The organism is Oerskovia enterophila (assembly GCF_001692445.1).
In the GTDB taxonomy this organism is placed as follows: Bacteria; Actinomycetota; Actinomycetes; order Actinomycetales; family Cellulomonadaceae; genus Oerskovia; species Oerskovia enterophila.
On record NZ_MAQA01000047.1, the window covers coordinates 1 to 12,802 of the forward strand.

The window sequence follows — 12,802 nt, forward strand, 5'->3', positions numbered from 1 at the left end:
TCGCACGCCCCACGCCGCAGTGGATCGGCAACATCGCCGCTGCTGCCGCGGCGGTCGCCTTGATGCGCGCCGCGGCAGCAGCGGCGATGTTGCCGATCCACTGCGGCGTGGGGCGTGCGATGCCGTTCTCGACGCGCGAGATGTAGGCGGGGGAGGTGTTGGCGACCTCCGCCAGGTCTTCCTGGGTCATGTCCGCGAGAGTCCGGAGGGACCGGACAATCTCTCCTGCGGTGGTCTTGTGTGCCATAGCCAGAAACCTAGGCTGTCTTGTGTCTGGAAGTCAAGATCGACACGCAAGACCTGGGGTATGTATTGCGCATGAGACCCAAGATGCGTACTGTTATCCGCATGGACACACGGAAGAGCACCCAAGAACTCGCTGCACGTGAAGCGAAGTCGGAGAGCGGGCGGCAAGAGCGCATGTCCTGGGGGCCCCGCGTGAAGGCTGCACGCGAGCGCCTGGGGCTGACGCAGGTTGACCTTGCAGAGGCGGCCGGCGTGGCGGTCGGGACCGTCCAGAACATCGAGAGCGGGAAGACGACTCCACAGAAGGCGAAGCTTGCGCCGGTCCTGGAGTTCCTCGGCCTCGATCGCAAGCACTCGGAGCAATGGAGTGACGACCAGTGGTACGTCGCCGAGATGGCCGTGGCGATCTACGATCAGGTGCCAGTGAAGCGCCAACCCGAGGCTGCGAGTCGAATGGCCGCGATCCTGGCAGACCTGATCGTCGAGGAGGCGGTCGCCGAGGCGACCGCTACCGTCCACGCTTTCCCCTCGCGCGAGGAGCGCTCTGGCACTACGGTCTCGGGACCGCAGGTCATCGCGGCGATGGACGACTATGAGGGTGAGGACCTGGTGGCCGAGATGGAAGGGCACGAGGACCAGCCGTAGGAGCGTGGACATGTACGACCTGATCGAGCACGCCGAGTCCCTTGGGCTCGGCGTGCAGTTCGATGACCTCGGGGCGCGCCACGCGCACATCCGCGACGACGACGTCGTAGTCATCAACGATGCGCGCTCCTACCTGCTGCAGCGCGCCGCCCTCGCCCATGAGTGCGGACATCGTGCCCACCGCCACGTTCACGCCGTCGGGGCGCGCGAGACCCGGCAGGAGTGGCAGGCCGACGAGTACGCCGCGAACCTCCTCTTCGGGCCAGGGGAGTATGCGCGCGCCGAGGGCATGTACGGGCCCGACATCGCGCTCCTTGCGCGCGAACTCGGGGTGCCAGCGCGGCTGGTTCTTGCGTGGCGCCGCGCCTGGTCTGCGAACCTCTCGCGGGCACTGCTGAACTAACTTCACCCGGGCATGACGGTGCGCCCGTGGGTGGCGTGCGGAAGGATGCGCCGCATGCGCACACGAACTGCCGCCATCGCGGCTGTATTGGGGGTCGCCCTGCTCGTCGCCGGATGCTCGGGAGGTGGTGAGTCGGAAGAGGTAGCGTCGCCCCTGGAGGACGAGAAGGTTGTGCCGTCGCCCAGCGAGGATGCCAAGGACGCCTGCGGCGTTGTGTTCAATGGCGGAGATGGCTCGCTAGCCTTCCGGATCCCCGAGGCGCTCATTGACGTGCAGGCGAACCTCCAGGGCGAGCGTCTCCAGACGATGCTCGACATCAACTCGCAACTGACCCAGGCCATATCCCAGGCAACCCCTGAGGTCGCCGCGCCTCTTCGGTCGATCCAGGTGCCGTTCCAGCAGGTGCAGGACGTGGTGGATGCTGGCGGCGGTGACTTGACCATGGACACATCCAGGGTTGCTGAAGATGTCACAGACCTCATGGCGGCCTGCGTGGATGCCGGGTTTACAGTCAGCGACTGACGTACGAAAGCCCCCGCCGATTGGCGGGGGCTTCGTCGTGCTGGGCTAGTTCTCGAGAGACAGGAGCGCACCGTAGCGCTGCATCGCGTCTCGAGTGAGCGAGTCGGCGATGCGGGTGTAGCCAGCCGTCGTCGTGGCGGACGAGTGCCCCAGGATCGCCATGCGTGTGTTCTCGGGCACGCCGATCTCGTACAGCAACGTGGCGGTGGTGTGGCGTGCGGAGTGCAGCTTGACGCGTGGCAGGCCGCACTCGTCGAGGAGTGCGATCCAAGCGTGGTAGTCCTTGGCGGGGTCGATGGGCTTGCCGCCGTCGCGCGTGAACACGAGGTCGGCCGGGGCATGTGTCTCGACGTGGCGACGCAGGATCTGCGCCAACCCGGGCGGCATGGGCACCTCACGCCACCCGGCGCGCGACTTGGGGCGCAGCAGCCACAGGCCGCCGTGCACCTGTCGCGCCTCCGTGCCGGCTGGGATCGGCGCCGAGCGGTGGCGGCAGCTCCCTGCGCGCGCCATGCCGCACGGCCAGCCGGAAAGCTCTCGTGGTCCGCACCCGTGCTCCCACACCACGCGAGAGAGTGCCCAGGCGACCGTGATGACCTCGTTCTCGAGGTCGAGGAACTCACGGGTCATCCCGAGCTGCTCGCCCTGACGTAGGCCCGTGAGCATCGCGACGGCCCAGCGTGCGCCGTGGGGGTGGTTGGCGACGTGCTTGAGGAAGATCTTTGCCTGCTCGGCCGTGAGGCTCTGCTGGTGGGTGACGGCCTTCCTCGGAGCGTCGACGAGCGTCGCGACGTTACGGGAGACCTTGCCCTCGCGGACGGCGTCGGTGAGGCACTTCGCGAGGATGCGGTGCGCCTGGAGCGCCGTGGTCGTGGACAGGCCCTGGTCCGTGATGGCCTCGTGCATCCGGCGGATGTGGGACGGGCTGAGCTGGTCGAGGCGGTACCGGCCGAGTGCGGGCACGACGTGCTGGTCCATGTAGGAGCGGTAGCCGGCGAGCGACTTCGGCTTGAGGCGCGGGGCGGCGATCTTGTCGAGCCAGATCTGGACCCACTTCTCCAGGACGGGGGAGGAGGTGGGGAGGTCCCCCGCACGGTCGAGGTCGACGAGCAGTTTGGTGCGGGCGTCGATCAGGTCGCCCTTGTCCTTGCGGCGTATGGTCTTGCGCCGCCGGACGCCAGTCCTCGGGTCCGGCGGCAACTCGAACCGTGCAGTCCACAAACCGCGGCCCTCGTCGTAGAAGATCGCGCCTTCGCCCTTGCCTCGCATGCTGCCTCCCGAGGGTACCCATCAGGGTACCCATTGATGCCGATTACTGCCGACGCGTGGCGACAGTCAGGAGGATGGAAACAGCGGATTCTCAACGTTCCTGCCCTCTCTGAGGCTAGCAGACTTGGAACTCATAATCCGCCGGTCGTGGGTTCAAGCCCCACCTGCCCTACCCGGGAACGACCCGTGACCCTCGTGCAGACGTGCGTCACGGGTCGTTCTCCCGGTCCCGTGCAAGGTGTGCGCGAGCGGCGGGTCGAACGACTTGGATCCCGGAAATCACCACGACGCGCAGTCGTCGCGGAGAGGAGACTCGGGCGCATGATCCCGCGCCTCCCCGAGCCTTTGCTCCGTGACGTCCTGCTGATCGACGACCTCCGGGTGTTCCGGCAGACGGTACCGGTCTCGGTCGCGCGGACGTCCGGAAGCGGCCTCGGTCTCCTGCGTGCTGGCGTCGCGGCCGGTCACCGGTGGGAGCAGGTGTGGCTCGACCACGACTTGGGCGACCTGACGGGGGTCGAGGACACGATCGGGCCCGTCGTGGACTGGCTGTGCGAGCAGGCGGCGACAGGGTCGCCCGTCGCGGTCGGGATCGTCGTCGTGCACACGACGAACGCTCCGGCCGGAGCGTCGATGGTCCGGGTGCTGAGCGCCGCCGGGTTCCGGGTCGTGCGGGCCCACGCGGCCGACTACCTCGACGTGGACCCCGACCTGTACGAGGCCGCCACGGGCCACCGACCGCGCGACTGACGGGTGCGCGTGGCGGCAAGGTCGACCGCGGGTGCGGTTGCCCTTCGATGCCACGCGACGGCGGTGGTTGGCTCGGGCGGCAGATCCGTCGCCGAGGGGCCTTGCGCGGACCGCGCCGTCGTCGTGCGTCGAGACCGCACCCGTCGTTCCATGGAGGCATGCCCCTCCGTATCCTGCGCGTCTATGCCGACCCCACGCCCGACGACGGCTGTCGCGTCCTGGTCGACCGGCTGTGGCCCCGCGGTGTGAGCAAGGAGCGAGCGCACGTCGACCGGTGGGTCAAGGAGGTCGCGCCCTCGAACGAGCTCCGGACATGGTTCCACCACGACCGCTCCCTGTTCGACGAGTTCGTCGTGCGCTACCGTGCCGAGCTCGACGAGAACCCGGCAGTCGAGGAGCTGCGCGCGATCGTGGCCGAGCACCCCGTCGTGACGCTGCTGTACGGGGCCAAGGACGAGCAGGACAACCAGGCCGTGGTGCTGCGCGACTACCTGGACGCGGCGGGGGACTGACCCGCAGGGCGCTGATGCGGCTAGAGGCTGACCGGGCTGGCCCTGACCAGGATGGGCCCTGCCGAGAACGACCTTGCGTGCGGTCGAGCACGAGGTTGCGGTCGTATTCGCCGCCAGAACGGTCGCAACCTCGTGCTCGGCCACGGGCCGACCGACCCGGACAGGACCGGCCCCGCGCACCGGCACCCCTCCGCGCGCCTCCAGAGGGTCACGCACGACCGATCGAGACCGAAGCGCCCCATACCTCCCTGACGCCCGGATCGTCCCGTTCAGCGGGCGAGTGGCGGTCGGTCGTGACACGATGCCACGTCCGACGACCTGAAGGAGATGCACCATGAGCACCGGCTCGAACCGCACGACGTCAGGGACCGCCCAGCGGCTTCAGCAGAGCAAGGGGCTGCGGGTCCTCGCCCGGGCCGGGTACGCGGTCAGCGGCCTGCTCCACATCATGATCGGGGTCATCGCGGTCAGGATCGCGACGGGATCGGGCGGCGGAGAGGCCGACCAGACCGGCGCCCTCCAGGAGGTCGCGAGCACGACCGGGGGAGCGTTCGTCCTGTGGTTCGCCGTCGTCGCGTTCGCAGCCCTCGGGGTCTGGCAGGTTCTCGAGGCCGTCGCCGGGACGAGCGGTGACGCGAAGGACCAGGCGACCTTCCGGGCCAAGTCGGTCGGCAAGGCCGTGATCTACCTCGCGCTCGGGGTGCTGACCTTCCAGGTCGTCAGCGGCTCGGGCTCCGGCGGCGGTCAGGACAGCCTCACGGCCTCGCTCCTGGCCAACGGGGCCGGGCGGGTGCTCGTCGGGGTGGCGGGCGTCGGCATCGCCGCAGCGGGTGTCTACCACGTGGTCAAGGGCTGGAAGAAGTGGTTCCTGCGCGACCTCGAGGGCAACGCGAAGGGGCAGGTCGGCAACGCCGTCGTCGTCCTGGGACGGGTCGGCTACATCGCCAAGGGCATCGCCCTGGCCGTCCTGGGGGTGCTCGTCGTCACTGCGGCGGCCACTGCGGACCCCGAGAAGGCGAGCGGTCTCGACACCGCGCTGCGGACGATCGGCGCGCAGCCGTTCGGCGCGTTCCTCCTGACCGCGACGGGCGTCGGATTCGCGGCGTACGGGGTGTACTCGTTCGCGCGTGCTCGGTACGCGCGGATGTGAGACCGGCACGGGCGTCATGAAACAATGACGCCCATGGCGATGAGAGAGATCCGCGTGATTCCGGACCCCGTGCTCCGCACCCCGTGCGACGAGATCACCACCGTGGACGACCGGGTCCGCTCGCTGGTCGCCGACCTCGTCGAGACCGTCGACTACGAAGGCCGCGCGGGCCTCGCCGCCAACCAGATCGGCGTGAACCTGCGCGCCTTCTCCTGGAACATCGAGGACGAGATCGGCTACGTCCTCAACCCGAAGATCGTCGAGCTCTCCGACGAGATCCAGGACGGCGACGAGGGCTGCCTCTCGGTCCCGGGCCTGTGGTACCCGACGCGACGCGCCTGGTACGCACGCGTCGTGGGCATGGACCTCGACGGCAACGAGATCACGGTCGAGGGCACCGGCCTCATGGCGCGCTGCCTGCAGCACGAGACCGACCACCTGGACGGCATGCTCTACCTCGACCGTCTGGACAAGGCGGTCCGCAAGAAGGCCATGCGCGAGATGCGCGCGCAGCTCTGACGCAGTGTCACGCGATCCCCGGCCCCTGGGAACCCCTGCGGCCGGGGATCGCGGCGGCGTATGCGCAGCCGGTGCGGACCGCGCGCGGCCCTACCCGGAGCGGGTGAAATCTGCGATGGGGAGTTCTCCCCTCGCGATCCGCCGAGGTCTCGGGCAAGATATGCCTGGTATACCGCTGGACGACCCTGCATGATGATTCACCCTGGGTGAGGACGTTGGGGAAGACGAAACCTCGACCTAGGGAGGACGACATGACTGGTGCCATCACACGCGGTGTTCTTTTCGTGCACTCGGCGCCCCGGGCGCTGAGCCCGCACCTGGAGTGGGCTGCCGGGAACGTTCTTGGCGTGCGCGTCACGCTGGACTGGACCGAGCAGCCTGCTGCGCGCGACCTGTACCGGGCGGAGTACGCCTGGCAGGGCGCGCAGGGCACGGGCGCGCGCCTTGCCTCGGCGCTGCGCGGCTGGTCGCACCTGCGGTACGAGGTCACCGAGGATGCGAGCCACGGTGCCGACGGCGCCCGCTGGTCGCACACCCCTGACCTGGGCATCTTCCACGCGGTGACCGACGTGCACGGCAACGTCGTGATCCCCGAGGACCGGGTGCGCGCCGCGCTCGAGGTCTCGCACGACAACCGGGCCATGCGCGAGGCGCTTCACCTGGCGCTGGGCAAGGCGTGGGACGACGAGCTCGAGCCGTTCCGCTACGCGGGCGAGGGATCCAACGTGCGATGGCTCCACCGGGTGGGCTGACCCGCTCCTCACCGACCTCAGCGACCACGGTCGCCCGATGCCCGCCGGCTACTAGGAACCGGCGGGCATCGCTGCATCCCGCTCCGGTGCGCCGGAGCCCTCGACGTCCCCTGCCGGCGGGCTGGAAGGGGCAGCGGCCCCCGCGGGAACGAGGTCCCCGTCCTCCCGGGGCGTGGCCTCACGAGCAGGGTCCGGTCTGTCGGCGGCCAGCTCCTCCGGGGCCGCGGGCGGGACGGTGGGACGTCGTCGGATGCGGTCCCACGTGCGTCGGAGGACGGGGGCCAGACGGCGCTGCACCCCCTCGTAGGTCACGTCACGGATGAAGATCGCGTCGATCGCGATCATGGTCATCGAGAAGTACATGAGCCCCATGAGCACCCCGATCCCCAGGTGCATTCCCGTGATGGCGATCAGGGCCAGGATGCGGGTGGGGCGTCGCAGCAGCAGGAACGGGAAGAAGAGCTGCACGAACACCGCGCTGTAGCTCAGGATCGCGACCAGCACCCCGGAGCGGCCGATCAGCTCGGTGACCTGCGGCCACGTCGAGAACTCGTCGAGCTGGAACACGTAGTAGATCGCCGTGCCGTGCTGCCACATGCCGCCCTGGATCTTGTACATCGCGGACGCGACGTAGACGACGAAGATCTGGAAGGCGATGAGGAGGACCGCGCCGTTGTGCAGCAGGGTCCCCAGCCAGGCCCACGACGCGAACCGCGAGGGCGTGCCGGACGCCTGGGCCGCGCTGCGCCGTCGGGCATCGAGGGACCACCTGCCCGACGTGTCCGCGAAGAGCATGTACACGAGCACCATCCGCATGAGCTGGATGCCGCCGTCGCCGATGAACGGGTTGGTCCGGAACAGCGCGATGTACAGCACGAGCAGCACCGGGATCACGATCCGCGAGCGCCAGCCCAGGACCAGCAGCACCGAGAGCGCGACGAGCGCCAGGTACTGGAGGTCGAACGCCCACGCCGGCGCGGAACCGTTGAAGAACAGGTCGAGGAAGGCCGGGAACTCGTCGACGTCGACGCGCCCCTGGGCGAAGCTTCGCCCGGCTCCCCACGCCAGGCTCCGGTCGCCCCAGCCCGCCACGAGCTGGACGACCAGGATCAGGCCGAAGCCGATGCGCAGCACGGCCGTCCCGTAGGAGGCCTTGCGCGAGTCGAGCATCCAGGACTCACCGGCCGCGTACGTCGTGCGGAGCCAGGTGGTCGCGCTCGTCACCAGCCCGCTCATGAGACCCACCCTCCGAAGACGCTGCTGAAGCCTGCACGGGCCTCGGGGGTGACGGGCGACGGGTCGCGCCAGCCGAGCCGGGTGAACTGCTCCTCGGGTCGTTGCACACCCGGGACGAGGCGTTGCTCGAACGGGACGACGCCCTGCGTCGAGGTGCTCATCTGGATCGCGACGAGCTCGGTGTCCGGCCAGAGGTCGAGTGCAGCCTGCGTGCCGAACAGGTACAGAGCGTCCTCGGCCAGCAGGTACGAGTCGATGCCGCTCACGCTCGCTCCTGCGCCCAGGAGGGCCTTGGTGAGGTCCTGGCGCCCCTGGCCGCCCCCCATGGAGGCGACGTGGTCCGACTGGACCACGGCCTGCTGCTGCCCCACGAGCGCGCCGTAGGCCGAGGTGTAGAAGCGGTTGACGCTCACGGGGATGCGCCACGTGCGCGTGGGCAGGATCTGGTGCCGCACCTGCTCGTTGAAGACGTCGCCGAGGTTGACCCACTCGGTCACCGACTCGGTGCCCTGGGTGTCGCGGGTCGAGGCACGCACCCAGACGCGCAGGTCGACCGACTGCGGGTCCGGGGCGAAGATCTGCCAGTTCTGCCCGAACAGGGGCCGCATGTGCGCGGTCGTGACGGGCGCGGCCTCCTGGCTGAGGGACGAGCTGGGCGCGGCGTACAGGAACGTCGAGAGCATGTGGAACGAGACCACCGCCAGGACGACGACCATGGTCGCGCGCTGCACGACCGTGCGGGAGCGTGCGGTGCTCACCCGTGTACCTCCACGTCGAGGACGGCCCTGGCGACCGCGTTGCGCAGAATACTAACCAGTCCTAACGATTCAAGGAAGCCCTGCGCGCACACCCCGGACGCACGGACGCCCGGTGGGGGCGAGGACGAAGGTCCTCGGCCCCACCGGGCGTCGATGCATCGTGGCGCAGGAGGACTGCGCCGACGACGTGGGTCAGGCGTTCGTCACCACGAGGGCGACGTTGTGGCCGCCGAACCCGAACGAGTTGTTGATCGCGGCGATGTCGCCTGCGGGCAGCTCGGCCGGGACGTCGCGCACCAGGGGGACCTGGAGCTCGGGGTCGGGCTGGGCGACGTTGATGGTCGGGGGAGCCAGGCGCTCGTGCACGGCCTTGACCGTGAAGATGGTCTCCAGGGCGCCTGCGCCGCCGAGCAGGTGCCCGGTCATCGACTTGGTGGCCGAGAGCAGGACGTGGTCCGCGTCGTCGCCCAGGACCGTACGGATCGAGCGCGTCTCGGTGAGGTCGCCGACCTTGGTCGAGGTCGCGTGGGCGTTGACGTGCACGACGTCGCGCGCCTGCGCACCGGCCTCCCCGAGGGCACGGGTCATCGCGGCGACCTGCCCGCGACCCTCCGGGTCCGGGGAGGTGATGTGGTACGCGTCCGAGGACAGGCCCACGCCGCCGATGCGGGCGTACACGCGCGCACCGCGGGCCGCTGCGTGCTCGGCGCTCTCGAGGACCACGATGCCCGCGCCCTCGCCGATCACGAACCCGTCGCGGTCGACGTCGTAGGGGCGCGAGGCGCCCTGCGGGTCGTCGTTGCGCAGCGACAGGGTGCGCGAGGCCGCGAACGCGGCGATCGGCATGGGGTGGATCGTGGCCTCGGTGCCCCCGGCCACGACGATGTCCGCGCGACCCGCACGGATCATGTCGACGCCGTACCCGATGGCCTCGGCGCCCGAGGCGCAGGCCGACACGAGCGCGTGCGCACCGGCACGGGCGCCGATCTCGAGCGAGACGTAGGCCACGGCCGAGTTCGGCATGAGCATGGGCACGGTCATGGGCAGCATGCGCCGCGCGCCGCGCTCCTTGAGCGTGTCCCAGCCGTCGAGCGTGGTCCAGATGCCGCCGATGCCCGACGAGACGACCGCACCGAGGCGGTCGCCGTCGATCTCCGGGCTGCCGGCGTCGGCCCAGGCCTCGCGCGTCGCGATCATCGCGTACTGCGTGGACGGGTCCATGCGCTTGATCTCGGGGCGCGCGAGGACGTCCTCGGGCTTGACCTTGATCTGCGCGGCGAACGTGACGGGGATCTCGTAGCGCTCGGCCCAGTCGTTCTCGAGGGTGCGTGCGCCGGACTGCCCGGCGAGCGCCGCGGCCCAGGTGGAGGCCACGTCCCCGCCGAGCGGCGTGGTGGCACCGAGACCGGTGACGACGACTTCACGGACGGAGGTCATGGCTGCTCCAGGTGAGTGAGGGGGAGGAAGGGGGGCGGGCAGGCCGGCGGTCGTCGACCGCCGGCCCGCACCGGCTGGGCCGCGAGGGCCCGGCGCCGATCAGCTGTCGAGCAGCTGGTCAGGCCTGTGCGCCCGTGATGAAGGACACTGCGTCGCCGACGGTCGAGAGGTTCTTGACCTCCTCGTCGGGGATGCGGACGCCGAACTTGTCCTCGGCGTGCGTCACGATCGTCATCATCGACAGCGAGTCGATGTCGAGGTCGTCCGTGAAGGACTTCTCGGCGAGGACGGCGTCCGTGGGGAGGCCGGTCTCTTCGCTGACGATCTCCGCGAGACCAGCGAGGACTTCCTGCTCGGTGTAAGCCATGGGTTTCTCCTTGTGATGGGTGCCGGGGCCGTCCGGCACCGGGAACCTGCAGTGGAACAGTGGAAAGGTCGTACGTGCCCGTCCCGTGCCCCGCGCGGACGCGGACCGGGGACAGACAGGATGATTCTCCCCTACGGGAGGACGATCACCTGCGCCGCGTAGACGAGGCCCGCGCCGAAGCCGATCTGCAGCGCGAGGTCGCCCGACGTCGCCAGGCCCTCGGACAGGAGCCGGTCGGTCGCGAGCGGGATCGAGGCGGCCGACGTGTTGCCGGTCTCCGCGATGTCGCGCGCGACGGCCACCGACTCCGGCAGGCCGAGCTGCTTGATCATCTGGTCGATGATGCGCATGTTGGCCTGGTGAGGGATGAACGCCTGGACGTCCTGCGCGGTGACGCCTGCGGCGGCGAGCGCCTTCTCGGCGACCGGGGCCATCTGGAAGGCGGCCCACTTGAAGACCGTCTGCCCGTCCTGGCGCAGCGTCGGCCAGCCGAGCTCGGGGTTCTCGCGCAGGTCCGACCATGCGTGCGTCTGCCGGATCGCCGGGGCCTTGCCGCCGTCCGACCCCCAGATCGTGGGGCCGATGCCGGGGGTGTCGGACGGGCCGACCACCGCGGCGCCCGCGCCGTCACCGAGCAGGAACGAGATGGTGCGGTCGGTCGGGTCGACGAAGTCGCTCATCTTCTCCGCGCCGACCACGAGGACGTGCTGCGCCGCGCCCGACCGCACCAGGGCGTCCGCCTGGGCGATCCCGTACGTGTACCCGGCGCAGGCCGCCGAGAGGTCGTACGCGGCCGCCGGGGTGGCGCCGAGCCGGTCCGCGAGCACCGCGGCGGCCGAGGGCGTCTGGTGGAAGTAGGTCGTGGTCGCGAACAGGACCGCGTCGACGTCGCCGCCGGTCAGGCCCGCCGCGGCGATCGCCTTGCGCGCAGCGCCCTCCGCGAGGTCGACGACGTCGACGTCGGCACCCGCACGTCGGCGCGTGACGATGCCCGTGCGCTGGCGGATCCACTCGTCCGAGGAGTCGATCGGTCCCGCGAGGTCGTCGTTCGAGACGACGTTCTCGCCGCGGACCCCGCCGATGCCCAGGACGCGCGAGTACTCGGCGCCCGCAGCCTGGCGGATCGTCAGCGCGCTCACGCGGTGGCCCCGTCGGCGGGCGGCGTCTCGCCGGCGGCCGAGGAGCCGGCCGCGTCGCTGTGGCGCGCAATGAGGTCACGAGCCTTGTCGATGTCCGCGGTCGACTTGACCGCGACCGTCTCGACTCCTGGGAGCGTGCGGCGCGCGAGGCCCGTGAGGACCCCGCCCGGCGCGAGCTCGAGGATCGCGGTGACGCCGAGCGACGCGAGCGTCTCCTGGCAGAGGTCCCAGCGGACCGGGGCGGCGATCTGCGCGGTCAGTCGTGCCAGCACGTCCTGCTCGAGGCCGAACAAGCCACCGGACTCCGCACCCGAGACGCTCGCGTACGAGGCGCCGTCGGCGTTCGAGAGGAAGGGCAGGCGCGGGTCCGTCGCGTCCCAGCCCGCGGCGACCGGGGCGAACGCGTCGAGCGCGGACTGCATGAAGGGCGTGTGGAACGCGCCCGCGACCTGGAGCGGGATGACCCGGGCCTTGGCCGGCGGGTTGGCCCCGAGCGTCGTGATGCCCTCGAGCGAGCCCGCGGCCACGACCTGCCCGCCGCCGTTGACGTTCGCGGGCCACAGGCCCGCGGCCTCGATCGCGGCGAGGACCTCCTCGGCGTCGCCGCCCACGACCGCGGCCATACCGGTGGGCGTCGCGGCGGCTGCCTCGGCCATGAAGCGGGCGCGGGCCGTCACGAGGCCCACCGCGGCGGCGTCCTCGAACACGCCCGCGACGGCTGCGGCTGCGAACTCGCCGACCGAGTGGCCCGCGGTCACGTCGACGACCTCGCACGTGTCGCGGCCGTCGAGGATCGCGCGCAGCGCGATCAGCGAGGCCGACACGATGAGCGGTTGGGCCACCGCGGTGTCACGGATGGTGTCGGCGTCCGACTCGGTGCCGTGGGCACGCAGGTCGAGGGCGGACGCGGCGGAGAACGCGTCGAGCTGCGCGGGGACCCCGGGCAGCTCGAGCCAGGGGGCGAGCATTCCGGGGGACTGGGAGCCCTGTCCAGGGCACAAGACGGCTAGCACTCGTCAACTGTGCCAACCCGGCACGCCGCCGGGACGTCACGACCCGCACCAACCTTGTCCGGGCCGTTTGTGCCGAACCTACAA

At 70.4% G+C, this 12,802-nt stretch carries 16 protein-coding genes; 8 read left to right on the plus strand and 8 right to left on the minus strand.

Annotated elements, in window-relative coordinates; genetic code table 11:
- On the minus strand, positions 1-190 hold a 190-nt coding region (locus tag OERS_RS16040; protein WP_068626956.1), incomplete at its 3' end, for a helix-turn-helix domain-containing protein.
- A gap of 158 nt (positions 191-348) precedes the next feature.
- Here OERS_RS16040 and OERS_RS16045 point away from each other — a divergent pair.
- Genes OERS_RS16045 through OERS_RS16055 form a run of 3 tightly spaced genes read left to right on the plus strand, consistent with a single transcriptional unit; the run spans position 349 to position 1,816 of the window.
- Positions 349-891: a helix-turn-helix domain-containing protein gene (locus OERS_RS16045; protein ID WP_211268497.1), complete on the plus strand. Its 543-nt coding sequence runs from the start codon at positions 349-351 to the stop codon at positions 889-891.
- A 10-nt stretch (positions 892-901) separates the two neighbouring features.
- Positions 902-1,294, plus strand: a complete 393-nt coding sequence (locus tag OERS_RS16050; protein WP_139107889.1) for an ImmA/IrrE family metallo-endopeptidase — start codon at positions 902-904, stop codon at positions 1,292-1,294.
- 54 nt (positions 1,295-1,348) lie between these two features.
- Entirely contained in the window at positions 1,349-1,816 is a 468-nt protein-coding gene (locus OERS_RS16055; protein WP_068626962.1) for a hypothetical protein, read from the plus strand.
- Positions 1,817-1,861: 45 nt separating this feature from the next.
- On the opposite strand, the gene OERS_RS16060 is transcribed toward OERS_RS16055, so the two are convergent.
- Positions 1,862-3,085 carry a tyrosine-type recombinase/integrase gene (locus OERS_RS16060; protein ID WP_068626964.1) on the minus strand — a complete coding sequence of 408 codons (1,224 nt, stop codon included), beginning with the start codon at positions 3,083-3,085 and terminating at the stop codon, positions 1,862-1,864.
- Positions 3,086-3,406: 321 nt separating this feature from the next.
- Between OERS_RS16060 and OERS_RS16065 the strand changes: the two genes are divergently transcribed.
- The 5 genes from OERS_RS16065 to OERS_RS16085 all read left to right on the plus strand — a co-directional run bounded on the left by OERS_RS16065 (position 3,407) and on the right by OERS_RS16085 (position 6,768).
- Entirely contained in the window at positions 3,407-3,835 is a 429-nt protein-coding gene (locus OERS_RS16065; protein WP_068626966.1) for a cyclic-phosphate processing receiver domain-containing protein, read from the plus strand.
- 158 nt (positions 3,836-3,993) lie between these two features.
- Positions 3,994-4,347, plus strand: coding sequence for a DUF488 domain-containing protein (locus OERS_RS16070; protein WP_068626968.1), 354 nt, complete (start codon positions 3,994-3,996; stop codon positions 4,345-4,347).
- Between the two features lie 334 nt (positions 4,348-4,681).
- Positions 4,682-5,497 (plus strand): DUF1206 domain-containing protein, encoded by an 816-nt coding sequence (locus OERS_RS16075; RefSeq protein WP_068626970.1) that lies wholly within the window; start codon positions 4,682-4,684, stop codon positions 5,495-5,497.
- Positions 5,498-5,530: 33 nt separating this feature from the next.
- Entirely contained in the window at positions 5,531-6,016 is a 486-nt protein-coding gene (gene def / locus OERS_RS16080) for a peptide deformylase (protein WP_056651026.1), read from the plus strand.
- Between the two features lie 251 nt (positions 6,017-6,267).
- On the plus strand, positions 6,268-6,768 hold the full coding sequence (locus tag OERS_RS16085; protein ID WP_056651029.1) for a DUF3145 domain-containing protein: 501 nt from the start codon (positions 6,268-6,270) through the stop codon (positions 6,766-6,768).
- Positions 6,769-6,819: 51 nt separating this feature from the next.
- Here the strand turns inward: OERS_RS16085 and OERS_RS16090 are convergent, their stop codons facing one another.
- The 6 genes from OERS_RS16090 to OERS_RS16115 all read right to left on the minus strand — a co-directional run bounded on the left by OERS_RS16090 (position 6,820) and on the right by OERS_RS16115 (position 12,718).
- Positions 6,820-8,004 carry an HTTM domain-containing protein gene (locus OERS_RS16090; protein ID WP_068626972.1) on the minus strand — a complete coding sequence of 395 codons (1,185 nt, stop codon included), beginning with the start codon at positions 8,002-8,004 and terminating at the stop codon, positions 6,820-6,822.
- Positions 8,001-8,762, minus strand: coding sequence for a DUF5819 family protein (locus OERS_RS16095; RefSeq protein ID WP_068626974.1), 762 nt, complete (start codon positions 8,760-8,762; stop codon positions 8,001-8,003). Before OERS_RS16095 ends, OERS_RS16090 begins: the two co-directional genes overlap by 4 nt.
- A 192-nt stretch (positions 8,763-8,954) precedes the next feature.
- A complete protein-coding gene (locus OERS_RS16100; protein ID WP_056651039.1) occupies positions 8,955-10,199 on the minus strand; it encodes a beta-ketoacyl-[acyl-carrier-protein] synthase family protein in 1,245 nt (414 codons plus the stop codon).
- A gap of 118 nt (positions 10,200-10,317) precedes the next feature.
- Entirely contained in the window at positions 10,318-10,566 is a 249-nt protein-coding gene (locus tag OERS_RS16105; RefSeq protein ID WP_056651042.1) for an acyl carrier protein, read from the minus strand.
- Positions 10,567-10,697: 131 nt separating this feature from the next.
- Positions 10,698-11,705 carry a beta-ketoacyl-ACP synthase III gene (locus OERS_RS16110; protein WP_068626976.1) on the minus strand — a complete coding sequence of 336 codons (1,008 nt, stop codon included), beginning with the start codon at positions 11,703-11,705 and terminating at the stop codon, positions 10,698-10,700.
- Entirely contained in the window at positions 11,702-12,718 is a 1,017-nt protein-coding gene (locus tag OERS_RS16115) for an ACP S-malonyltransferase (RefSeq protein WP_068626978.1), read from the minus strand. The genes OERS_RS16110 and OERS_RS16115 overlap by 4 nt, the downstream gene beginning before the upstream one ends.
- Between the last annotated feature and the right edge of the window lie 84 nt (positions 12,719-12,802).